This is a genomic window from Micromonospora sp. NPDC048905 (genome assembly GCF_040649655.1).
Classification (GTDB): Bacteria; Actinomycetota; Actinomycetes; order Mycobacteriales; family Micromonosporaceae; genus Micromonospora.
Genome location: NZ_JBEZFV010000006.1, coordinates 68,400 through 90,891, shown reverse-complemented (window position 1 = coordinate 90,891; position 22,492 = coordinate 68,400). Strand labels below are relative to the sequence as shown.

The following is a 22,492-nucleotide window of genomic DNA, read 5'->3' as shown; positions in this document are numbered from 1 at the left end:
CCCCTGTGCCGTCGTCGCGGGTGAAGCAACTCACGGCAACCCGGTGGCGGCGCAGTCGCGCCCCACCGCGACCGGCAGGGTGTGAGGAATGAACTCGTACGGCGATCCCAGTTCTGCGCGCGGCCGGGCCCAGTACCCGGCCCCGGCGGGCGACCCCGGGCCGGGCGCGGACGACGCGCGCCGCCGGCCCGGCGGTGACTCCGGCGGAAGTGGCTGGTCGGCTTCGGGGGGCGGAGCGGCAGCACCGGCTCGCGCCTCGGTGACGCCGCCGGCCGCCGGCGGGCGGGCCACGGTGGGCGGATCGGCGTCGGTGCCGCCGCGGGGTGGCGCGGCAGCCGGATCCGCCTCGGTGGGCTCGGCGACCCCGGGCCGATCAGGACGTGCCTCCGTGCCGGTGTCGCCGGCACCGGGACGCGCCTCGGTGCCGGTGTCGCCCGGACCTGGCGCGGCTGCCGGACGTGCCGGCGCCGGACGGGCCTCGGTGCCGGTGTCCCCGGCACCCGGAGCGCCGGCGGGTCGGGCGGTGGTCGGTGCCGCCTCGGTCGGTACCGCCTCGGCGGGTCGAGCCAGCGTCGGCTCCGCGTCGGTGGGTGGCCGGGCCGCGGTCGCCCGGGCGAGCGTCTCTCCGGTCTCCGGTGGATCAGGTGGGCCGGGTGGGCCCAACGGTCCCGGTGGACCCAACGGCCCGGGTCGGGGCGGTCGTGGTGCGGGCGGCGCGGGCGCGGCGCGCTCGAAGAAGCGCAAGCGGATGAACCTGCTGATCGCCGGCGTCGCGATCTTCATCATGCTGGCTGGCGTCGGCGTGGTCGGGTTCACCTACTACTCGACGAACGTGGTCATGCCCAACGAGTTGCCGCTGCCGCTGTCCACCACGGTGTACGCCAAGGACGGCAGGACGCCGTTGGCCAAGCTGGGCAGCGAGAACCGCACCTTCGTCACCATCAACCAGATCCCCGTGCACGTGCAGCACGCGGTGGCTGCCGCCGAGGACCGCAACTTCTACCGGCACTCCGGCGTCGACTACAAGGGCATCGTCCGGGCCGGATGGAACAACATCACCGGTGGCGACAAGCAGGGTGCCTCGACCATCACCCAGCAGTACGCCCGCAACGCGTTCGAGAACCTCCAGGACGACTCGTACGGCCGCAAGGTGAAGGAGGCCATCCTCGCCTCCAAGCTGAGCGAGCAGTACGACAAGCCGGAGATCATGCAGCACTACCTCAACGTCATCTACTTCGGACGCGGCGCCTACGGCATCGAGGCCGCGGCACAGACGTACTTCGGCAAGGCGGCGAAGGACCTGTCCGTGGGCGAGGGCGCGGTGCTCGCGGCGGTCATCAAGCAGCCGGTGGCGAGCAGCAGCCACAAGGGTTTCGATCCCGCGGTCAACATGCCCGACGCCAAGTCACGGTGGGACTACGTGATCTCCGGCATGAAGAAGGAAGGCTGGGTCGACGCCCCGGGGGAGCCCGCGTCGCCGACCGCCTACCCGAAGGTGCTGCCGCCGAAGAAGGGCGGGAACGGGTTCGGTGTCGACAGCCCGCGGGGCAACGTCATCAACTACGTCCGCGAAGAGATGGACGCGATGGGCCTCTGCTCCGACAGCGGCGCGGAGGGCAAGACGAGCTGCGTGGACGCGCTGCGGGACGGCGGCTACCGGATCACCACCACCATCGACCCGAAGCTCCAGGCCGCCGCCGAGAACACGGCGATGCAGTCCAAGAAGGGCTCCGAGCTCAACGACCAGCCGAAGAACCTGATGGCGGCGGTGGTGTCGATCGACCCGTCGAAGGGTCGGGTGCTCGCCTACTACGGCGGTGACAGCGGCGCCGACTTCGACTACGCCGGCAAGAACGTCGACAAGAACGGCGACCTGACCGGTGGCCACCAGCCGGGCTCGTCGATGAAGGTGTACACCCTGGCCGCGGCCATCGAGGCGGGCATCTCGGTCAAGTCGCACTGGGACCCCACGCCGTACAAGCCCGAGGGCTCCAAGGTGGCGATCGGAAACGCGGGCCGCACCAACCTCAAGTGCGGCAAGTACTGCACCCTCGAGGAGTCGACGGTCCAGTCGTACAACGTGCCCTTCTATTGGGTCACCAAGGAAATCGGCGTCGAGAAGGTCGTCGACATGGCCCACAAGGCTGGCGTGACCACCATGTGGGGCGTCGACCCGCCGCAGGCCTTCGACCTGTCGAAGAAGGGGCCGAACCCGTTCGACAACTACACCGGTTTCGGTAAGTACCCGATCACCGTGTTCGACCACGCCAACGCGATGGCCACCTTCGCCAACGACGGCAAGTACATCAAGGCCCACTTCGTCATCAAGGTGGAGCAGCAGGACACGGACACCGGGAAGTGGAAGGTCGTCGGCAGCGAGCGCATCAAGCCGGAACAGCGGATCCCCAAGAAGATCACCGACGAGGTCACAGGTGTCCTGAAGCAGATCCCGCGCCCCAACGACATCTCCCTGGAAGACGGCCGTCAGGCCGCCGCCAAGACCGGCACCTGGGAGTACGACGACGAGGACAACTCGCACGCCTGGACGGTCGGTTACACCCCGCAGAATGCCACCGCGGTGTGGGTGGGCAGCCGGGACCCGAAGAAGCCGCAGATCAAGCTCGCCAGCGGCAAGGACATCGGTGGTTCGACGCTCCCCGGCCCCATCTGGGAGAAGTACATGAACTCCGCCCTCAAGGGCCTGGAGGAGATCCCCCTACCCAGCGTCACCGGCGAGGGTGACGTCACGAAGGGCAACGGCAAGGAGCCGCCGCCCCCCACTCCGGGCCTGCCCGGTCTCCCGGGCCAACCGGGCTGCGACCCGCTGACCGACCCGTTCTGCACGGTCCCCGGCGGTAACCCGGGTGGTAACCCCGGCGGCAATCCTGGTGGCAACCCGGGCGGTAATCCCGGCGGTCCCGGTGGGCCAGGCGGACCCGGTGGACCAGGTGGCGGCGGCGGTGGTGGACTGCTGCCCGGCGTGCCACCAAACCGGGACTGACCCGCAACTTCGCACGACGCCGCCGCCGGCCGGACGATCTGTTCGGCCGGCGGCGGCGTTTCCGTACCCAGATCTCTCCGCGTCGGGACGGGACGACCACCCCGGTCATACGGCAGGATGCCTTCCCATGAGCACCCAGTCGACGCCCGGCATCGACGACGCCGGAACCACCGACCACCCGTCCCGATCCGACGGGTTCGTCCGCGGCCTCTCCGGCGCCATCGGCGGCCCACTGGGCGACCACGCGACCGCGCTGGACCAGCCGGCCGGCCAGGAGCGTCGCTTCTGGACCGCCGTCCGGATCGTGCTGGCCCTGGCCTGCCTCACCCTTGCGCTGCACTGGGTGCAGAAGTCGCCCTGCCAGGACGGTGCCTGGCAGAACAACGTCCAGTACAACCGGTTCTGCTACACCGACGTCCTCGCCCTGTACTACGCCGAAGGGCTCAACGAGGGCAAGGTGCCCTACCGTGACCACCCGGTGGAGTACCCGGTGCTGACCGGCTACTTCATGGGCGCGCTGGGCCTGCCGGTGCACGCCGTCGGTGCCGGCGACCCGAGCATCAACCAGGGCCAGTGGTTCTACAACCTCAACGCGCTGGTGCTGGGCGCGCTGGCGGTGGCCACGGTGGCGGTGCTCCTGGCGCTGCGCCGCAGACGACCCTGGGACGCCGCGCTGTTCGCACTCGCCCCGGCGCTGGTGCTCACCGCCACCGTCAACTGGGACCTGCTGGCCATCGGGCTGGCCGCCTTCGGCCTGCTGGCCTGGGCCCGAAAACGACCCGCGCTCGCCGGCGTACTACTCGGACTGGCCGGCGCGGCGAAGCTGTGGCCGTTGTTCCTGCTCGGGCCGATCCTCGTTCTCGCGCTGCGGGCCGACCGGCTCCGCGCCGCGCTCACCGCCACCGGTACGGCGGTCGCCGCCGTGGTGCTGGTGAACCTGCCCGCCGCACGGGCCTACCCGGACAACTGGGACCGGTTCTTCGAGCTGAACACCACCCGGCCGATCGACTGGGGCACCCTCTGGTACATCGGGCGCTACCTGGACGGCAAGGTCGGCAACGACCCCGGCCAACTCGGCCCGTTCGAGTGGCTGAACGCCAACATCCCCACCCTCAACAACCTCTCGTACGCGCTGTTCGGGTTGGCCTGCCTCGGTGTGGCCGTGCTTGCGTTGCGGGCGCCGCGCCGACCGCGGCTGGGTCAGCTCGCCTTCCTGGTGGTCGCGGCGTTCCTCATCTTCAGCAAGGTCTGGTCGCAGCAGTTCGTGCTGTGGCTCCTGCCGCTGGTGGTGCTGGCCCGACCCAAGTGGGGTGCCTTCCTGGCCTGGCAGATCGCCGAGGTCTGCTACTTCGTCGCCTTCTACGGTGAGCTGCTCGGCGCGGCCACCACCCGCCCGGTCTTTCCGGAGGGGGTGTTCGTGCTGGCCTCGACGTTGCGGCTGACCACCGTGGTCGTGCTCTGCGTGTTCGTCATCAAGGAGATCCTGCACCCCGAGCGGGACGTGGTGCGGGCCACCTACCCGGACGACCCGGACGGCGGCGTCCTCGACGGCGCACCGGATGCGCCGTGGCTGGACCGCTGGCGCCGCAGAGAGACGAGCAGCGAACCCCGACCCGAGCCCGCCGCAGCTACCTGACAATTAGGCCGAACGCGGCCTGCACCACGTCGGGGTTTTTCGGGGGAGCCCGCCCGGCGCAGGGATCAAGCCTGACCGCCCGGAGCCGGGTGGGCTCCCCCGAAAACCCGCCCTAAAGCTTCACAGGCGATAGACGACCGCGTCCCCGACTTCCTGGCGGGTGATGCCGAGCGACTCGACAGGCGCGTCGATGGTGATCTCCCACGGCGTGCCGGGCACCTGGTCGCGCAGCAGCACCACCGTCCGGACGCCGAGCGTGCGTAGGTAGTCGACGCTTGTCTGGTTGGGGAACGACTGGCTCACCCGACGGACGTCGTCAAGCTGACGGGGTGTGAAGCCGCTGCCGCCGTTGACCACATCGGGGAACCCGCTGGTCGACCAGAGCATCACGTGCTGATCCAGGTTCTGGCTGCTGGGCAGCACCAGCAGTGGTCCCTCGGCCGAACGCAGCGCGGCCGGCTGGGTCGGCACCACCGGATGCGGGGTGCTGTTCAGGCCCTCGACGGTCACCAGCAGCAGCGGCAGCAGCGTGGCCATCCGCAGCCACGGCCCCGGCCACGACGGGATCCGCTGCGCGGTCAGCTCACGAACCCGGTCGGTGAGCGCGGTGACCGCTCCCGCCGCGAGCAGGCCCAGCAACAACGTGGTCCACAACATCAACCGACCAGGGGTACGCAGAGCACTCCAGCCCGGCACGTGCTCGAAGAGCGGCACGTAGGTGAAGGTGCCGTCGAAGAAACGGGTGCCCATCGCGAAGGCCATCGTCACCAGCACCCCGGCGAGCAGCAGCAGCCGGTGCCGCAGCCGCCAGACCGAGAAGAACAGCCCACCCAGGGCGAGCGCGTAGAGCACGTAGCCCGGCAACAGGGTCATCTCCGGGTGCCATGGCAGCGCCGCACGGGCACCCTCGTGCAGTCCACCCCAGATCCGCGACTCCGCCGGCGCCGTCACGAAACCCGACGCCGGCGGCGAGAAGATGCTGACGTCGTCGATGGTGCGCTCGGCGTACGGGTGCAGCTCGGTGACCCGGAAGAACGGGAACGCCAGGAGCACACCCACACCGGCGAACAACACCCCACCGAGCACGTTCGCGACGATCAACCGGCGACCGAAGGGCACGGCCTGGCGGGTGCGCAGCCGCCGCACGACGAAGAGGACGACGGCGACCAGCACCGTGCCGCCGAGGAAGTACGCGAACGGCAGCCCGATGCCGAAGCCGAGGCTGAGCTGCCAGGCCGCCACCAGCCAGCCGCCGTAGACCCACCCGTCGTGCCGCTGCTCGGGTCGGTAACCGTGCCGCAGTGACCAGCCGTGCCCGCGCGCCAGCATCGCCAACGCCAGCGGAATCCCGCCGTTGGAGAGCACGTGCAGATGCCCGGCCTGGGACAGCAGCCACGGCGCGTAGGTGTAGGTGACGCCGGCGACAGCGGCGCCGATCCGGCCGGCGCCGAGCTGCCGAGCCAGGGCGTACGCCCCGAACGTGGCGAGCGCGTGCGCCAGCACGAACATGATGTTGTAGCGCAGGATCGCGTCCTCGGGGCCGCTGCCGAGCATCCCCGCCGGGGCGTACCCGAGCAGCGTGTCGGAGAACGCGAAGCTCCACAGCTCGGGGAAGAACGTGTTGGACTGCCACAGGTGCGCCGGGTCGGTCAGCAGGATGTGCCCCGACCAGGCCATCTGCCAGGCCTGCAGGCTCGGATCCCAGTAGTCCTGCGGGAGTGTGTAGCGCGGGTAGCGCAACGTCGGCCAGGTCATCAGCACGGCCAGTGCCAGCGCGCCGAGGGCGGCCAGGGTCCACTCGTGGATCAGGAACCGGCCGACGGCGCGGCTGGACCGGGTGAGGATGGAGGGCTTCGGCTCCGGAGCGGAAGCGAACGCCTCCCAACGATCCGGGTCGGCCGGCTTCGTCTTGCCATCGGCCTGTGCCGGACCGTCGGCGTCGCCCACCTTGCCACTCTTGGCCGTACCGCCGGTCTTGGTCGCGTCGTCCTTCGTGGCGCCGTCCTTGACTGGGTCGCCGACCTTGGTGGCGTCTGCTTTGGTATCGCCGTCCTTGACCGCGTCACCGACCTTGGCGGCGTCTGCCTTGGTGTCGCCGTCCTTGACCGGGTCGCCGTCGTTGACGGTACCGGCCTTGGCGCTCTCCCCCTTGGCCGCTTTGCCGCGTCGGGTCAGGCGGTTGATCCAGCCCCGCTTGGGCGCGTCCGTGCCGGCGACGTCCGGGGTCGTACCGCTGGCTTCGGCCGTACCGCTGGCTTCGGCCGCGTCGCTGGCTTTGCCCGTACCGCCGGTCTTGGTCGTGTCGTCCTTCGCGGGGCCGGGTTCGATGTCGCCGGTGGCGGCGCTGGCACCCGTGGGCCTGCCGTTCGTCGCCGGTGCGGGCTTCGCACCGTCGGTCGATCGCGGGGGTCGCCCGGGATTGTCCGCGGTCGTCGCAGCGGTGGTGGTGGAGGCGGGCGTCTTGTCGGCGTCGGAGGTGCCGGTCGGCCGGGTCGGGCTGCCCGTCGTGGACGCGGTGGCGGGCTGCTTCCCGGCATCCGGGCCGGCGGAGGAGGGCTGGGCCTTACCGGTCCCGGGCTGTCCGGTCGTCATGCTGCCCGGCTCTCCGTCCCGAGCTGCTGACGGAGGAAGTCGATGTCGGCGGCCTGACCGGCCACGCCTCCCGGTGTCTCGACGACCACCGGCGCCCCGGCCGCCCGAATCACCGCCACCACCAGTTCCGGGTCGATCGTTCCGCCGCCCAGGTTGTCGTGCCGGTCCTGGCCGGAGTTGAACGCGCCCTTGGAGTTGTTGGCGTGGACCAGGTCGATCCGTCCGGTGATCGCCTTGACCCGGTCGACGAGCCCGAGCAACTCCTCACCGCCCGCGTACGCGTGGCAGGTGTCCAGGCAGAAGCCGACCTCGTGATCACCGATGGCGTCCCAGAGTCGGGCGAGTGCGTCCAGTCGTCGGGCGCACGCGTTGTCGCCCCCGGCGGTGTTCTCGATCAGGACCGGCAGGCCGAAGCCGCCGGAGTCGGCGGCGTACGCGAAGGTCTTGCGCCAGTTGTCGAAGCCGACGGCCAGGTCGTCCCCGGCGTTGACGTGCCCGCCGTGGACGATCAGGCCCTTGGCGCCGATCGCGGCCGCGGCGTTGGCATGCCCGAGCAGCAGCTTCCGGCTCGGAATCCGGATGCGGTTGTTGAGGGTCGCCACGTTGATGACGTACGGCGCGTGCACGTAGAGGTCGACCTCGGCCGCGCGCAGCCGCTCGGCGTCTTCCCGAGGCTTGGGCGCCTTCCACCCCTGCGGGTCGGCGAGGAAGAACTGCACGGTGTCGGCGGACCGGGCAGCCGCCTCCGCCAGCGGGTCGGTCGAATCGACGTGGGCTCCGATACGCATGCGAGCGAGCCTACGTCGCGACCCTGACCGCCGCCGCGACGGTCGGGGCGGTGTCGTGGGTCGTCGACGTCACCGCTCGGACCGACGGTCGTTGATGGGATTGAACCGGCGACCACTGCCCGGTCAGCAGGCGGCGCGAGCGCCGCGTACGGCGACCGGGGTCGACGGCCGACAGCGAGGTTGCCTCCGCCACGCGGCCCGGCGCGGCGGGGGCGGCCCCCTCGTCCGGCAGATTCCGACCGTTGAAGAATCTCGGAAATTTGTGCTTTTTCCTCCGACAAGGTACGAGTGCTGTTGTATCGTCAGATAACAACACGATAAAGCTCCGCGGGGCGTCTCCGGTCCAACCTCATCGGTGTGGTCGTTCCTCCCCAGGTCCCACCCAAGGAATGCGGACGGGACGCCCCGCGGCCTCGTAGGACGGGGGTCCACCACCGACCGGTGCACGGTCGGACGGTGGACCCCCGTCAGCCTGTCCGGGTGCCGACCCGACCTCCCCGGGCATGATCGTTCGGACCGGGTATCCTGGTCAGGTTGTCCGCGTCCGGTCGGGTTCCCTCGGCGCGTGCGGGCAACGACACAAGACCTCCTGCCACGGAAGGACCGTGGCCGCTTAGCCCACAGGAGGTGAGCACGTCTTGCGTCACTACGAACTAATGGTCATCCTCGATTCCAGCCTCGAGGAGCGCACCGTCGCACCGTCGCTCGACACGTACCTGAACGTGATTCGGACCGCGGGTGGCTCGGTTGAGAAGACCGACGTGTGGGGCCGCAGGCGCCTCGCGTACGAGATCAACAAAAAGGCCGAAGGCATCTACGCCGTCATCGACCTGCAGGCCACGCCTGCTGCGGTGGCCGAGCTGGACCGTCAGCTCCGGCTCAACGAGTCCGTGCTGCGCACCAAGGTCATCCGACCGGAAATGCGCTAGAGCATCCAACCCCGGTTCGTCCGGATCAGCCTCCGCGACTCTGTCGTACGGCTCTGCGAGCCTGTACGACGAGACGCTGAGTGCGCGAGGAGATGGTCATGGCAGGAGACACCACCATCACGGTCATCGGCAATCTGACCGATGACCCCGAGTTGCGGTTCACCCCCTCCGGGGCTGCGGTCGCCAAGTTCCGAGTCGCTTCGACGCCCCGTTTCATGGACAAGGCGTCGAACGAATGGAAGGATGGCGAGCCGCTGTTCCTCGCATGCACCGTGTGGCGGCAGGCCGCCGAGCACGTCGCCGAGTCGCTGCAGCGTGGCGCTCGGGTGATCGTGTCGGGCCGGCTGCGTCAGCGGTCGTACGAGACCCGCGAGGGTGAGAAGCGCACTGTCATCGAGCTTGAGGTCGACGAGATCGGCCCGTCGCTGCGCTACGCCACGGCGAAGGTGCAGAAGATGTCCCGCTCCGGCGGCGGTGGCGGCGGCTTCGGTGGCGGCGGTGGCGGTGGCAACCAGGGCGGCGGCGGAGGCAACTTCGACGACCCCTGGGCTTCGGCTGCTCCTTCTCCCGCGCGTGCCGGTTCGGGCGCCAATTTTGACGAGGAGCCACCGTTCTAATGGCGCCTAGCGCTCGCGATCGCAAACCAGGAGCACGTGCAACGGCCAAGGCTGCGGCACTGCGCAAGCCGAAGAAGAAGGTGAACCCGCTCGACAAGGACGGGATCGCCTACATCGATTACAAGGACACCGCGCTGCTGCGCAAGTTCATCTCCGATCGCGGCAAGATCCGCGCTCGTCGGGTGACCGGCGTGACCTCGCAGCAGCAGCGGCAGATCGCCCGTGCGGTCAAGAACGCCCGTGAGATGGCGCTCCTGCCCTACACGGCCACCACCCGCTGAGAGGAGGCACCGATATGAAGATCATCCTGACTCAGGAAGTGTCCGGCCTCGGTGCCCCGGGCGACGTCGTCGAGGTCAAGGACGGCTACGGCCGTAACTACCTGCTGCCGCAGGGCTTCGCGATCGCCTGGACCAAGGGCGCGGAAAAGCAGGTCACGGTCATCAAGCGGGCCCGTGGGGCCCGCGAGATCCGCGACCTCGACCACGCCAACGAGGTCAAGGCTCAGCTCGAGGGTCTCAAGGTCAACCTGAAGGTCCGCGCCGGCGACGGCGGGCGGCTCTTCGGCTCGGTCACTCCGGCCGAGATCGTCGACGCCGTCAAGGCGGCCAGCGGCCCGGTCCTCGACCGTCGCCGGCTGGAGGTGCCCGGTCACATCAAGTCGACCGGCACCTACCCGGTGAAGATCAAGCTGCACCCCGACGTGACCGCGTCGTTCAACCTGAACGTCCTTCAGGGCTGACGTCCGCGACACCACCACGAGGGCCCGCACCGAGCGATCGGTGCGGGCCCTCGTGCGTACGTCGTCCGCACCACGCTCAGGTGCTGTCCCCGCGCGACACGGCCCCGACTCTCAGCCGCTCACCCGATCGGTTGACCGGTCACCACGCTGATCAGCACCGTGGACAGGCCACCACCCACCACCGCCGCGGCCAACGCGATGGTCGCCGAACGCCACGTCGTGCCCACCCGACGCAGCAGCGCCGCCACCACCAGACTGCTCACCAGCGCCAACCCGAAACGCGGCGAGCCGGCGAGCAGCGACCCCAACGCACGGGACCGAGGTGAGTCACACCCGCCCCCGCTGATGTCGGTCACACAACCAGCCGGCGCCTGACTGTCCAACGTCAACAGCCACACGAAGATCAGCACCGCCGGCGTCAGGTAACAGGCCGCCGTGTACAGCAACGGCCGGAACGGCCCACCCGGATCCGGGTCGAGCAGGTCGTCCTCCAAGCGGCGAGCCCACGCGCCCGTGGCCGCCGACTCGACCCGCCGACGCACCGACGCCGCCCCGGCCGCCGGCCGGTCCGCCCGACGCCGTGGCGCACCCACAGGTGGCACAGCCGCGCTGCGCGGCCTCGGGGCCGTGTAGCCCACCACCGGCGAGCGGGGCGCAGACGGCAGCGGATCAGTCCAGCGGGGGTCATCGCCGGCCAGCCGGGTGCCAGGCCAGAAGCTGTCGTCCCGGGCCGGCCAACCCTCCGCCTCGGCAGCCCGATCGGAGCGCGGCGGCAGCGTACGGTCCCAACTGTCGTCCTCGACGACGGACCGCTCCCATTGACCGGTGCGGTCGGACCGCTCCCAACCACCGACGCTCTCCACCGCCGACCACTGCTCGCTCAGATCCGTGCCGTCAGCACCGGCACCGGGCGGCCACGCGTGCACCCCCGAGGCGTCCCACGGATCCACCGCGGGCGGGTACGACGGCTCCGGCTCGACCACCCGATCCGACCCCCGTGCCCACGGGTCGGCCGCCGGCCGGGACCACGACTCCTCCGCCGCGCGACGGCTGCGCCGGGTGGGTCGGGTCGGCTCCGGATCCGGCACCGGCTTGCTCGGAGCGGACTCCAACTCCCCGCCCGACCAGATCACCTGCGGACGGCCAGCCGGCGCGCGGCGGGGACGGCGGTCCGGGAAAACGCCGGAAACCGGCTCGTCCTCCCCGGCGTTGGCGCGTCGGCGGCCCGCGTACCCCTGGTCCTGCGGACGGTCGAGCGTCCACTCCCGGGTGTGGTCCGACTCGGGGGCCGCGCCGATCGCCGCCTGCTCCCGCCAACTCGTCTCGCTGCCCCGCCGACGACTGCCCGACGACTCGATGGACCGCCTTCCGGCACCGGAAATCGGGGGCTCGGCCTCGCGTTCGGGCTCGGCCTCATCCTCGTCCGGTGCCGCGTGGCGACCGCCGCCGTCAGCGTGCCGGACACCCGACTCCAGAGCCCACCGGGGCAGGTAGGCGTCGACGGGCTCGTCCTGGCCGCGGTCCAATGCGCGCCGTCGACTGGAGGTGCGGTAGCGACCGTCCTCGTCGTACGGATCAACCGGAAGAGACGCCGCGCGCTCACCCCACGAGGCGGTCGGCTGGCGCTCGCGCGGGCTGCCATCCCCGCGTCCCCAGTCCCGGTAACTCACGGCCGGAGTGTGACCCTTCTGAACCGAAAGCGGAATCCGCTGTCCAGGTGTAGCCGTTCGCTGGAGATAGTACGGGACGATCGTGTCACAGGCCCGACCGAAATATTCTCCTCCACAGGCTGGGGAGTATGTTCCAGCAGGTCAACGGCCTAGGGCCGAGAATTCCCCAATGGTTATCCACAGGCTGTGCACACCCTGCGCACATCATGTCCCCCGGCATCCACAGGTTGTCCCGAGGCTCGTCCACCGCCGTTGTTGAGTCTCTGACCTCGGGGTCCGTATGGTTGGCCCCCGACCGCCGGCGCGATGGCCCCCGATCGACCGGCCCGGTCGGACGGAAGTGTCAGACCCCAGCGGTAGAGCTGGAATCAGATCCGACGCACTGGAGGGGGACCCGTGTCGGTCACCGACGACAGGCGGGCGGAGTCACGATCCGGCGGCGGCCAGACATCCGCGCCGCGCGACGGTCAGTTCGACAAGACTCCACCCCAGGACGTCGCCGCGGAGCAGTGCGTCCTCGGCGGCATGCTGCTCTCCAAGGACGCCATCGCCGACGTCGTCGAGATCCTCAAGACCAACGACTTCTACCGGCCGGTGCACGCCACCATCTTCGACATCATCCTCGACATCTACGGGCGGGGTGAGCCGGCCGACCCGATCACCGTGGCCGCCGCCCTGACCGACTCCGGCGATCTGGCCCGCATCGGCGGCGCGCCCTACCTGCACACCCTCATCGCCAGCGTGCCGACCGCCGCGAACGCGGCCTACTACGCGCGCATCGTCAGCGAACGCGCTGTGCTGCGCCGGTTGGTCGAGGCTGGCACCAAGATCGTGCAGCTGGGCTACGGCACCGCCAGCGGCGGCAGCCGTGACGTCGACGACGTCGTGGACCTCGCCCAGCAGGCCGTCTACGACGTCACCGAACGGCGGGTCAGCGAGGACTTCGCGATCCTGGCCGACATGTTGCAGCCGACGCTCGACGAGATCGAGGCGGTGGGCGCGACCGGCGGCATGATGACCGGCGTCCCCACCGGCTTCAGCGACCTGGACCGACTGCTCAACGGCCTGCACGCCGGCCAATTGATCATCGTGGCCGGCAGGCCGGGTCTGGGCAAGGCGCTCGCGCTCGACACCCCACTGCCGACCCCGGATGGCTGGACCACCATGGGTGAGGTCAAGGCCGGCGATCAACTTCTGGCGGCGGACGGCAGACCCACCACGGTCACACACGCCTTCGACGTCATGCACGACCGCCCCTGCTACGAGGTGGAGTTCTCCGACGGCACGGTCATCGTGGCCGACGCGGAACACCTGTGGAAGACGACCAGTCGGGCCAGCCGGCGGCAGGGGTCGGCGCGGCAAAGGCGGCACTGGTCCGAATCGGCGCTGACCAACGTTCGCACGGCACACGAGCGGCTGAGCTCCCTGCGGAATCAGCCGATCACTCTCTTCGACACGATTGAACAGGTCGGCCCAGAGTTTCGGCATGTCCTGCACACCGTGGCCCGTGAGGTCGGATCGGTCGGTCGGATCAGCCGTCCCATCGTTCGCAACGGCAAGCCGCAGAACTGGACTGCGCCCGGCTATCCGGCTGGTCCGCTCCTGGGCGCGCTCCTGGAACGAGCCGAGCGGGAGGTCAACGCCGGCAGCCGGGTCGACCACGACGGCGTCGTCACCACTGCCGAGATCGCAGCCACGCTGCGCACCGACACCGCCCAGCGGCGGCTCAACCATGCCGTACGGAACTGCGCTCCCATCCAACTTCCGGACCGTGAGCTGCTGGTCCCGCCCTACACCTTGGGGACGTGGCTCGGTGATGGGCACAGTGACGCCAGCCGCTTCACAACGGCAGATCCGGAGATGGTCACGCACGTGGAGGCGGACGGCTTCGTCGTGCGGCCCAACGGACCGATGGTCTACACCATTCTGCCGCAGCCCACGTCCGCTGCTCCGGGGAACGGTGTCTGCGTGGACTGCGGCGTTTCCACCAGGGCGTTGCGGGAGAATTCAGCGACCCGGAAGTGTGCCGACTGCCGTCACCGGAACGGTTCCTTCCTCGGCCTCCTGCGTCAGGTCGGGGTAGCGGGGAACAAGCACATCCCGGGCGTCTATCTGCGTGCCTCGGAGGCTCAGCGCAGGGCGTTGCTCGCCGGGCTGATGGACACCGATGGAGCCGTCGCTCCCTCCGGCAACCTGCAGTACACGTCGACCTCGAAGCGGCTGGCTGACGACGTACGCGAACTCATCGTCAGCCTCGGCTACCGCTGCACCGTCAACACGAAGCCGGTGCGCGGCCGCACCCGCGAGTCGTCGATCGCGTACACGTTGAACTTCTCCACCCCCGATGTCATCTTCCGGCTGAGGCGCAAGCAAGACGCACACGCCGAACGTCGCCGTACCACCTCCGACGTTCGAACCACCTCGCGGTTCATCGTCGACGTCCGACCGGTCCCCAGCGTTCCGGTGCGGTGCGTGACCGTCGACAACGACGACCACCTGTACCTGGCCAGCCGGGCGATGATCCCCACCCACAACAGCACCGCCAGCATGGACTTTGCCCGGAATGCTGCTATTCGCGCCAACCAGGCTGCCGCGATCTTCTCGCTGGAAATGAGCAAGGTCGAGATCGTCATGCGACTGCTCTCCGCCGAGGCGCGGGTCCCGCTGCACGTGCTGCGCAGTGGCCAGCTCTCCGACGACGACTGGACCAAGCTGGCCCGGTGCATGGGTGAGATCAGCGAGGCGCCGCTCTTCGTCGACGACACGCCGAGCATGAACCTGATGGAGATCCGGGCCAAGGCCCGGCGGTTGAAGCAGCGGCACGACCTCAAGATGATCGTGGTCGACTATCTCCAGCTGATGACCTCGCCGAAGCGCACCGAGAGCCGCCAGCAAGAGGTCGCGGACCTGTCCCGTGGCCTGAAGCTGCTGGCCAAGGAGGTCGAGTGCCCGGTGATCGCGGTCAGCCAGCTGAACCGTGGCCCCGAGCAGCGCACCGACAAGCGACCCCAGCTGTCCGATTTGCGTGAATCGGGATCAATTGAGCAAGATGCCGACGTTGTTATTCTTTTGCACCGCGACGACTACTACGACAAGGAGTCGCCGCGGGCGGGCGAGGCGGATTTCATAATTGCCAAGCATCGGAATGGACCAACTGACACCGTAACCGTCGCTGCGCAGTTGCACCTGTCGCGGTTCGTGGACATGGCCATCGGATGAGAGACACGACTTTCCGCCTGACGCCCTCGCAAATCGCGGATGCCGTGCAGCGTGCGGCGACGGGCGAGAGCCTCACTCGCATCGCTCATTCGTACGGCGTCAGCAGGCAGGCAATCCGGGGCCTATTGCGCCGGAGGGGTGTGCCGGCGCGCTCAGTTGCCAAGTTGACCGATTCGGAACGCGTGGAGGCGGTTAGGCAGTACACCGACGGCCTACCTCTGGCAGAGGTAGCGAAGAATTTTGGGCTCACGCAGCCGGGAATGCGGGGCTTGTTGATCCGGCGTGGCGTAGCAATTCGGCAGGTCGTTCACACGCTTCGGCACGACGCGTTCGACCTGTTGACGCCGGAGGCCTGCTACTGGCTCGGGTTCCTCTTCGCGGACGGGTGCGTGACGTATCGTGCAGGCCATCTCCCGCAGATCTCCGTTGGGCTCGCCCAGCGCGACCGCGACCACCTCGTCTTGCTCCGTACGTTCCTGGGTTCGAGCAGCAGCATCTCAAAACCCAACCCCAAACAGGGGTCGTGCCAGTTCTCGGTGCGCTCGAATCGCTTAGCGGAGCGCCTGATCGTTCTGGGCAGGTACGAAGGTGCGGTCGGCGAACGACTGGACGAGTCGCGCGATTTCTGGCGTGGCGTCGTCGACGGAGATGGCTCGATCGGCAGTTACCGACGGCCAGGTCCTCGACTGTCGGAAGTCGCGCAATTCAGATTAGTGGGAAGTCAGCGCCTGCTGGACGCTTTCGCTGCATTTCTTAGGAGTCATGGAATCCATGGCCTCTCCGTTCGGCCACACAAATCGATCTACACGATCGGAACAACATGTGGGCCTGCCGAGAGAATCATTAGTCTGCTCTACGCTGGGGCGCCCGTTGCCTTGGCACGCAAAGCGGAAGTCGCAGAGAAACTCTTGGGCTGCTGTCCGTCCGACTGAGGTCTTTCCGCAGCGTCAGGGGCAAGGCGACAAGATCGACCACCTTCAGAGTGCAGGCGGAAGCCGCTCGGGGGCGCCCACAGTCGGTCAGCCGAGCAGCGGAAACCAGCCCGCCGACTCGCCCAGCTCCAGCCGGTCCCGATCGGTGAGCGGCACGCGCCCGGTGGCCTTCAGCAGGAAGTCCTGGTCGTCCCAACCAACGGGGCGTACCGTGTCGTCGCTGAGCAGGCCCTCCATGGTGGTCACCGCGACCCGCGCGGCCAGCGGGCCGGGCGGTGGCGCGGCGGGCAGTTCCGGGGTCAGATCCAGGTGGTGGACGACAGCCTCGGTGGTCAGAGTGGCGAGGAAGTCGGGTACGCGCAGCACGTGCCCCTGCGTGGTCACGTACCCCTCGGGGTTTGCCGACCTGGCGGCGCGGACCGCCGCGGGCGCGGTGTCCCGCCAGAGCTGGACGATCCCGGTCGGACGGTCGAACGCGGCGGCCGACCGGCGGACCCACCAGGCGTGCCGGTTGCTCTCGTCGCCGGCCGGAAAGTCGCGCCAGTAGCTGACGTCGTCGACGTCGGCCGGCCCGTCAACGGGGCTGGCGAGTGCGACAAGCGCACGCTGGGCGTCGCCGAGTACGTGCAGGAGCAGGTCCGCGACCAGCCAGCCCCGGCAGCGGGTGGCTCGTTGCAGGTCGGCGTCGTCCAGGTCGCGGACCACCGCGGTGATCCCGTCGTACGCCTGGGCAAGCGCCTCGTCCGGTCGGATCGTGGTCATGCGATTCAGCCTCGCATGAACCATCGCGCCCGCCAACGTTCGACGGCCCGGGTGGTGTGCCCGGGCCGACACGTGGATCGACCCGGGCGGGAAGGCCGTTCTGGATCAGCCGAACATGTCGTCGAGGAAGCCCTTGCGCTTCTTCTGCCGGTAGTGGCCGTGGTAGCCGTGGTGCTGCTGCTGCTGGCCGTAGGCCGGCTGCGGCGGGTAGCCGTGGGCGGGCGGGGGCGGCGGCGGGACGGCACCGTATCCGGGCTGGTGCGGAGGCGGCGGAGGCGGGTAGCCGGCCGGCTGGTGGGTGGGCTGCGGCGGTGCGCCACCGGTCTGTTGGCGGCTCCAGTTGGCCTCCGCCTCGAACAGCTTCTCCAACTCGCCGCGGTCCAGGAAGATGCCTCGGCATTCCCCGCACTGGTCGATCACGACGCCGCTGCGCTCGTACTGACGCATTTCTCCGTGACACTTGGGGCAGGTGAGACTACTCATCGCCCGACGGTACCTGGTGGACCTATGCAGTTGCTGTGAGCGCCTCGGTGACTTCTTCGTCGGAGACCTCGTGGAAGTCGTCGTAGTAGACGCTCACCGCGCCGAAGTCCGGTGGGCGTTGGGCACAGATGACCTGGTCCGCCTCCGCGGCGAGAAGTTCGTACGCCTCCTGTGCGCCGACCGGGACGGCGACCACGACCCGGTGTGCTCCGAGGTGGCGGACGACCTCCACGGCGGCGCGGGCGGTCGCACCGGTGGCCAGGCCGTCGTCGATGATCAGCGCGGTCCGGCCGGTGAGGTCCAGTTGTGCGCGACCGCCTCGGTAGAGCCGTTCCCGCCGGGCCAGTTCGGCCTGTTCCCGTTGGCTGACCTCGGCGATGTCGTCGCTGCTGAGTCGGCTGGCCACCGCGTCGTTGAGGACCTGGACCCCGCCCGGCCCGAGTGCCCCGAAGGCGACCTCCCGGGCCCACGGCATGCCGAGTTTGCGGACGACGAGCACGTCAAGTGGTGCGCCGAGTCGTTCGGCGACGACCCGGGCGACCGGTACGCCGCCGCGGACGAGGCCGAGGACGACCACGTCCGGATCGCCGACGAGTGCGGTGAGCCGTTCGGAGAGCACCCGGCCGGCGTCGGCCCGGTCGCGGTACGTCGTCATGCCTTCAGGTCTACGCCCTGGCGGGGCGTTCCGCCCAGCAGTTACGCCGATGTGGTCCGAGCGGGCAGGTCGGGAAGCGGGGTGGCCGGCGTGTCGACCGGGCGGTGCAGGGCGGGTGCCCAGGTGAGCAGGGCCATGGGGTAGAGCAGGTACCCGAAGCGGGTCGAGGGCATCAGGGCGATGGCGGCGAGTAGCCCGTACCCGCAGATGAGCGCGGTGGCGACGGCGGTGCGGGGCGGGCGGCGGGCGAGCCGGACGGCGATGGCCGCTCCGGCGGCGACCAGCAGCGCGGCGGCGACGAGCCGGCCGGCGGGTAGCGCGGTGGCGATCAGGTAGCCGGGAAAGGGGGACTGCGCGGGGCTGGTGACCAGGCCGTGGCCGAGGGGGAAGCGCAGCACGTTCTCGGTGAGCGCGTCACGGTCGACGAGGATCGCGGGGATCAGGGCGGCGACGGGTAGGCCGATCGCGCCGGCGGCGACCCGGGTGCCGGCGCGCCGGGTGAGGCCCCAGACGATCAGGACCAGCGCCACCGGCCAGGCGAAGAGCTTCAGCGCGCCGGCGAGCCCGACCGCGAGGCCGGCCCGGCCGGGTCGGTCGGCGGCGGCGAGTGCGAGGGCCAGCAGGCAGAGCGCGAGTACGGGGAGGTCGTCGCCGCCGGTGGCGAGGGTGAGGGCACAGATGGGCAGTACGGTGGCGGCCTGGACGCCGCGCAGCAGCGCGGAGTCTCGCCGGTGAGCCGCCGGGGCGGGGAGGGCGGTGGCCGGTGTGGTGCGCAGGGCGGTCACGGCCAGGGTGAGCGCCAGCGCGGTGCCGACCGCGAACCAGACCCGGGAGTCGGTCCACCAGGTGTCGGCCAGTGCCCTGGGCAGGCCGAACATCGCCATGCCGGGTTGGTACGGGGTGTAGCCGAGCAGTTGGTCGCCGGGGGGCAGGGCGGCGATCGCGTCGGGTCCGAGGTACGGAGTGCCGTGCTCCAGGAGGCGGTTGCCGGCGTGCTCCACGACCAGGACTTCTTCCTGTGCCCGGTCGGTGCGTCCGTTGGCCCGCTCGATGCTCTGCCAGAGCAGGGGGAGCAGTGCGGTGCTTGCCCAGGTGAGGCCGGTGATCGTCCAGCGGGCTCCGAGACCGACCAGCCGTGCGGTCGGGTGGTGTCGGCGGAGCAGGAGTTGGGTGAGCACCGCCAGCGTCGCCACCAGGTATCCGACGGCGGCGACCGCGCCCCAGGCCCGGTGCGGGAGGAGGGTCGACGTGACCGCGGTGATCGCGGCGAAGATGGTCGAGACGGCGTAGAGGCTGAGGTCGACGGCGAGCCCGCCGGCGGCGGTGTCGAGCGTCCGCCAGTGCCAGGGACGGCGGGCGGTCGGGGCGTCGGCGATCACGGGCGCCAGTCTGGCAGACCGGGTGGCACCTGCACCGGACCGTGTGGTGCGGTCGGCCGGTGCCCGGTCAGGCGGGCAGGTGCGGGAGGCGGGCGCGGGCGGCCTGGCGGCGGTTCTGGCTCAGCCGGATCACCGCGCCGGCGTCGTGCAGTGGTGCGACGAGGGCGCCGGGACGTCCGCCGGAGCCGCGCTGCATTGCCGCGAGCAGGGTGCCGGCGGGCACCGGCCTCGAGAACAGGTGGCCCTGGCCGGCGACGCAGCCCAACTCCCAGAGGGCCCGCCGTTGCGGTTCGCTCTCCACCCCCTCGGCCACCACCGTCAGGTCGAGACTGCGACCCAGGTCGAGGGTGGAGCGGATGACAGCGGCGGCCTCCACTGAGCTGTCCATCGTCGTCACGAAGCTTCGGTCGATCTTCAGCTCGTGCACGGGGATGCGGGAGAGGAGCGAGAGCGAGGAGTAGCCGGTGCCGAAGTCGTCCAACGCCAACCGGACGCCCTCGTCGCGCAGCCGGCTGAGTACCCGGTCGACCACGTCGAGTTGGCTGAGCGTGAGCGTCTCGGTCAACTCCAGCACCAGCCGGTCCGCGGGGAGGTCGTGAGCGCGCAGACGGGCCAGCACGGAGCCGGGGAACCGCGCGTCGAGCAGGCTGCGGGGGGACACGTTCACCGCGACCGGTACGTCGAAGCCGGCGTCACGCCAGGTGGTGGCCGCGATCAGTGCCTGGTCGAGGATCGCCTCGGCGAAGGCCGGCAGCAGACCGGAGCGCTCCACCGCCTCCAGGAAGCGCAGCGGGTCGATCATGCCGTGGGTGGGGTGGCGCCAGCGGGCCAACGCCTCGGCACTCGTCACCTCGCCGGTGCCCAGGTCGACGATCGGTTGGAAGTTGACGATGAACTCGTGGTCGGCGACCGCCCGGGGCAGGTCACCCCCGAGGGTGAGGCGGCCCAGGTCGGCGGTGTCGCGGGTGGTGGCGTAGGTGGAGATTCGCTGCCCGGCACGCTTCGCCTGGTACATGGCCACGTCGGCGCGGCGCAGCAGCTCGGTCATGCCACCGTTGGACGGGGCGACGGAGATGCCGCCGCTGGCTTCGACGCTGATCCGCATGCCGTCCAGTTCGAACGGCTCGTGCAGGGCGGCGAGGAGCGTCTCGGCGCGATGCGCGGCCACCGCCGGGGCCGGCAGCCCGCGCAGGAGTACGGCGAACTCGTCGCCGCCGAGGCGGGCCACCAGGTCGCTCGCCCGTGCGGCGCCTCGTAACCGGTCGGCGACCTGCACCAGCACCTGGTCGCCGGCGGCGTGACCGAGGGTGTCGTTGACTTCCTTGAAGTGGTTGAGGTCGATCAGCACCAGTGCGGTGACCCCGTCGGCGTGTCGGGCGCTCAACTGTGTGGTGCCCTCGTCGAGGAGGTGCCGGCGGTTGGCCAGTCCGGTCAGTGCGTCGTGGGTGGCGGCGTAGGCGTGTTCGTTGGCGACCCGGGCCAGTTCGGCGTACGCCTGGGCGTTGCGGACGGCGGTGCAGAGCGCGGAGGCGAAGGTGCGCAGGGTGTACTGCTCCCGTTCGGAGAGCTGCACCGGGCCGCGGAAGCGTAGTCGGAGCATGCCGATGTCGACGGTGCGGTCGTGCCCTTCGAGCGGGGTGGGGATGACGGTGCGGTGCACGTCGCTGGGTGTGCCGATGGGACCGTCGAAGGTGATGCCGCCGGTGCCGCCGCGCACGGCGCGGTCACCGTCGCGCAGCTCGATCTCGACCTCGTCGGCGGAGAACAGTTCGGCGGCCTGGGTGACGGCGGTGGTCAGGACATTGTCCAGGTCGACCACGTTGAGCGCGTCGGTGGTGCGAGCGAGCCGCTGCCACGCCTGCTGCTCCGTCCTGGAACGGATTCTCGTGGAGTAGGCCAGGTGCAGGCTGAGCACGAGCGGTGGAACGGCGACCAGGAGTCGCAGGTCGGCTTGGAGGAGGAGCAGGGTGCAGATGGTGACGAGGAACCGCAGCGCCACACCGACGCCTCGTAGGTCCCAGTTTGTGCGGAATTGCTGACGAATGCTGCTGCCGGAGGCTATCGCGATGACCGGGATCGCGATGAGCTCGTCGAGCACCGTGGCGACGAGATAGGCGAGGGCTATTGGGCCGACGAGACGAATGAAGTCGGTGAGCTTTGCGGGGGGCCAGGTCCAGTCCAGCGCTACGAGGGTCAGCCCCGCGCCGGCAGCAACGATGGTGTTCTTTCCGATGCTGAACGCCATCTTGATCGGCGCCAGGCGCTGGACGGCGAAGGCCGCCGCCACCCCAACGGCCGTGCACAGCACGACCCAGGGCGCTGGAGCGATCGCCACTCCGACGACGATCGCAGTCTCACTCCAGGTGATCTGGTGCGTGGTCGATCGGATTCTCACCCTTGCATTGACCATCGTGGCAACGGCGATCATGGGGATGAGTGCTATTACAGTCGCAACCTCGGTCCCGGTTGCCGGGAGCGCGGTAAGCGCCGCCACCAGGGAGAACGCACAAACCACCGAAGCTACAACGACGATGACGCCGATGATCAGAGTTAGTCGTCGATGATCTTCTTGGTCGTTCTGCGCTTGGGTTTGCATGCCGCTCCCGAGGGTGCCCGGTTCGCTCCTGGCACCGTAGCGCACGACGAGAGGCCAGCGGCAGGCCCTCGGGTGCTCAGGTCCACTCGTTGCCGCGCATGACTGCCTCCCTGTAGATCAGGCATTAGTGGCAACTCGTGGATTAGCCATTAATGCACCGACTTGCTGACAGGGATAGCGTAGCGGAGATATGAGTGGTTAGCGCCCGCCATATGTCGCTATGCGCAACATTAGCCAACTGAACGATGGTTTGTAACGTTCTGTCCCCACTTGGGAGCGCACCGTTGACGTTCGCGGCTTCTTCCCAAGAGTTGTTGCTGGCTGTTGTGGGCCGAATGCGATGGGCTGAGCCTGCGTATTCTCTCAAGTCTGCCGGCTTCTGGCCCGTTGCATCATCTGCAGTTCGGCCAGCGGTAACCACCGGTTGGGCATCGCGTACGCCAGGAATGCCGGTCGGCGCAGGCAATGGTCGACCGCAGGGGTTGCGCATC

Annotated in this window: 17 protein-coding genes; 8 read left to right on the top strand and 9 right to left on the bottom strand. The window is 69.6% G+C overall.

What is annotated here, in order from left to right:
- Positions 1-30: 30 nt before the first annotated feature.
- Positions 31-786 (bottom strand): hypothetical protein, encoded by a 756-nt coding sequence (locus AB0C01_RS17345; protein ID WP_357571594.1) that lies wholly within the window; start codon positions 784-786, stop codon positions 31-33.
- Here AB0C01_RS17345 and AB0C01_RS17340 point away from each other — a divergent pair.
- Both AB0C01_RS17340 and AB0C01_RS17335 read left to right on the top strand, forming a co-directional pair.
- Entirely contained in the window at positions 749-3,001 is a 2,253-nt protein-coding gene (locus tag AB0C01_RS17340; protein WP_357571593.1) for a transglycosylase domain-containing protein, read from the top strand. The genes AB0C01_RS17345 and AB0C01_RS17340 overlap by 38 nt on opposite strands.
- Positions 3,002-3,128: 127 nt before the next feature.
- A complete protein-coding gene (locus AB0C01_RS17335; protein ID WP_357242925.1) occupies positions 3,129-4,637 on the top strand; it encodes a glycosyltransferase 87 family protein in 1,509 nt (502 codons plus the stop codon).
- Between the two features lie 120 nt (positions 4,638-4,757).
- Here the strand turns inward: AB0C01_RS17335 and AB0C01_RS17330 are convergent, their stop codons facing one another.
- Both AB0C01_RS17330 and AB0C01_RS17325 read right to left on the bottom strand, forming a co-directional pair.
- Positions 4,758-7,229 carry a hypothetical protein gene (locus AB0C01_RS17330; RefSeq protein WP_357571592.1) on the bottom strand — a complete coding sequence of 824 codons (2,472 nt, stop codon included), beginning with the start codon at positions 7,227-7,229 and terminating at the stop codon, positions 4,758-4,760.
- Positions 7,226-8,017, bottom strand: a complete 792-nt coding sequence (locus tag AB0C01_RS17325) for a deoxyribonuclease IV (protein WP_357242919.1) — start codon at positions 8,015-8,017, stop codon at positions 7,226-7,228. Before AB0C01_RS17325 ends, AB0C01_RS17330 begins: the two co-directional genes overlap by 4 nt.
- 638 nt (positions 8,018-8,655) lie before the next feature.
- On the opposite strand from AB0C01_RS17325, the gene rpsF reads away from it, so the two are divergent.
- The 4 genes from rpsF to rplI all read left to right on the top strand — a co-directional run bounded on the left by rpsF (position 8,656) and on the right by rplI (position 10,305).
- Complete coding sequence (rpsF, locus tag AB0C01_RS17320) at positions 8,656-8,946, top strand: 30S ribosomal protein S6 (RefSeq protein ID WP_036391391.1); 291 nt, start codon at positions 8,656-8,658, stop codon at positions 8,944-8,946.
- An 80-nt stretch (positions 8,947-9,026) separates the two neighbouring features.
- On the top strand, positions 9,027-9,563 hold the full coding sequence (locus AB0C01_RS17315; protein ID WP_181518404.1) for a single-stranded DNA-binding protein: 537 nt from the start codon (positions 9,027-9,029) through the stop codon (positions 9,561-9,563).
- Positions 9,563-9,844, top strand: a complete 282-nt coding sequence (gene rpsR / locus AB0C01_RS17310; protein ID WP_051723758.1) for a 30S ribosomal protein S18 — start codon at positions 9,563-9,565, stop codon at positions 9,842-9,844. The genes AB0C01_RS17315 and rpsR overlap by 1 nt, the downstream gene beginning before the upstream one ends.
- Positions 9,845-9,858: 14 nt before the next feature.
- Positions 9,859-10,305 (top strand): 50S ribosomal protein L9, encoded by a 447-nt coding sequence (gene rplI / locus AB0C01_RS17305; RefSeq protein ID WP_357242916.1) that lies wholly within the window; start codon positions 9,859-9,861, stop codon positions 10,303-10,305.
- A gap of 119 nt (positions 10,306-10,424) precedes the next feature.
- Here the strand turns inward: rplI and AB0C01_RS17300 are convergent, their stop codons facing one another.
- A complete protein-coding gene (locus tag AB0C01_RS17300; protein WP_357242913.1) occupies positions 10,425-11,975 on the bottom strand; it encodes a hypothetical protein in 1,551 nt (516 codons plus the stop codon).
- 396 nt (positions 11,976-12,371) lie between these two features.
- Between AB0C01_RS17300 and dnaB the strand changes: the two genes are divergently transcribed.
- Positions 12,372-15,194: a replicative DNA helicase gene (gene dnaB, locus AB0C01_RS17295; RefSeq protein ID WP_357571591.1), complete on the top strand. Its 2,823-nt coding sequence runs from the start codon at positions 12,372-12,374 to the stop codon at positions 15,192-15,194.
- Positions 15,191-16,126 (top strand): hypothetical protein, encoded by a 936-nt coding sequence (locus tag AB0C01_RS17290; protein WP_357571590.1) that lies wholly within the window; start codon positions 15,191-15,193, stop codon positions 16,124-16,126. Before dnaB ends, AB0C01_RS17290 begins: the two co-directional genes overlap by 4 nt.
- Positions 16,127-16,213: 87 nt before the next feature.
- Here AB0C01_RS17290 and AB0C01_RS17285 read toward each other — a convergent pair whose 3' ends face one another.
- From AB0C01_RS17285 to AB0C01_RS17265, 5 genes are all read right to left on the bottom strand, one after another.
- Positions 16,214-16,888, bottom strand: coding sequence for a maleylpyruvate isomerase N-terminal domain-containing protein (locus AB0C01_RS17285; protein ID WP_357571589.1), 675 nt, complete (start codon positions 16,886-16,888; stop codon positions 16,214-16,216).
- A 105-nt stretch (positions 16,889-16,993) separates the two neighbouring features.
- Positions 16,994-17,371, bottom strand: a complete 378-nt coding sequence (locus AB0C01_RS17280; RefSeq protein WP_357571588.1) for a zf-TFIIB domain-containing protein — start codon at positions 17,369-17,371, stop codon at positions 16,994-16,996.
- Between the two features lie 22 nt (positions 17,372-17,393).
- Positions 17,394-18,026: a phosphoribosyltransferase gene (locus AB0C01_RS17275; protein ID WP_357571587.1), complete on the bottom strand. Its 633-nt coding sequence runs from the start codon at positions 18,024-18,026 to the stop codon at positions 17,394-17,396.
- A gap of 41 nt (positions 18,027-18,067) precedes the next feature.
- Positions 18,068-19,405, bottom strand: coding sequence for a glycosyltransferase family 87 protein (locus tag AB0C01_RS17270; protein WP_357571586.1), 1,338 nt, complete (start codon positions 19,403-19,405; stop codon positions 18,068-18,070).
- 67 nt (positions 19,406-19,472) lie between these two features.
- A complete protein-coding gene (locus tag AB0C01_RS17265) occupies positions 19,473-22,001 on the bottom strand; it encodes a bifunctional diguanylate cyclase/phosphodiesterase (RefSeq protein WP_357571585.1) in 2,529 nt (842 codons plus the stop codon).
- Positions 22,002-22,492 lie beyond the last annotated feature (491 nt).

What these genes read in the sequence shown, in the direction of transcription:
- AB0C01_RS17340 (WP_357571593.1), top strand. Translation starts at nt 749, where the DNA reads ATGAACCTGCTGATCGCCGGCGTCGCGATCTTCATCATGCTGGCTGGC.
- AB0C01_RS17325 (WP_357242919.1), bottom strand. Translation starts at nt 8,017, where the DNA reads ATGCGTATCGGAGCCCACGTCGATTCGACCGACCCGCTGGCGGAGGCG.
- AB0C01_RS17265 (WP_357571585.1), bottom strand. Translation starts at nt 22,001, where the DNA reads ATGCAAACCCAAGCGCAGAACGACCAAGAAGATCATCGACGACTAACT.
- AB0C01_RS17275 (WP_357571587.1), bottom strand. Translation starts at nt 18,026, where the DNA reads ATGACGACGTACCGCGACCGGGCCGACGCCGGCCGGGTGCTCTCCGAA.
- rplI (WP_357242916.1), top strand. Translation starts at nt 9,859, where the DNA reads ATGAAGATCATCCTGACTCAGGAAGTGTCCGGCCTCGGTGCCCCGGGC.
- AB0C01_RS17285 (WP_357571589.1), bottom strand. Translation starts at nt 16,888, where the DNA reads ATGACCACGATCCGACCGGACGAGGCGCTTGCCCAGGCGTACGACGGG.
- rpsR (WP_051723758.1), top strand. Translation starts at nt 9,563, where the DNA reads ATGGCGCCTAGCGCTCGCGATCGCAAACCAGGAGCACGTGCAACGGCC.
- AB0C01_RS17330 (WP_357571592.1), bottom strand. Translation starts at nt 7,229, where the DNA reads ATGACGACCGGACAGCCCGGGACCGGTAAGGCCCAGCCCTCCTCCGCC.
- AB0C01_RS17280 (WP_357571588.1), bottom strand. Translation starts at nt 17,371, where the DNA reads ATGAGTAGTCTCACCTGCCCCAAGTGTCACGGAGAAATGCGTCAGTAC.
- AB0C01_RS17335 (WP_357242925.1), top strand. Translation starts at nt 3,129, where the DNA reads ATGAGCACCCAGTCGACGCCCGGCATCGACGACGCCGGAACCACCGAC.
- AB0C01_RS17290 (WP_357571590.1), top strand. Translation starts at nt 15,191, where the DNA reads ATGAGAGACACGACTTTCCGCCTGACGCCCTCGCAAATCGCGGATGCC.
- AB0C01_RS17345 (WP_357571594.1), bottom strand. Translation starts at nt 786, where the DNA reads ATGATGAAGATCGCGACGCCGGCGATCAGCAGGTTCATCCGCTTGCGC.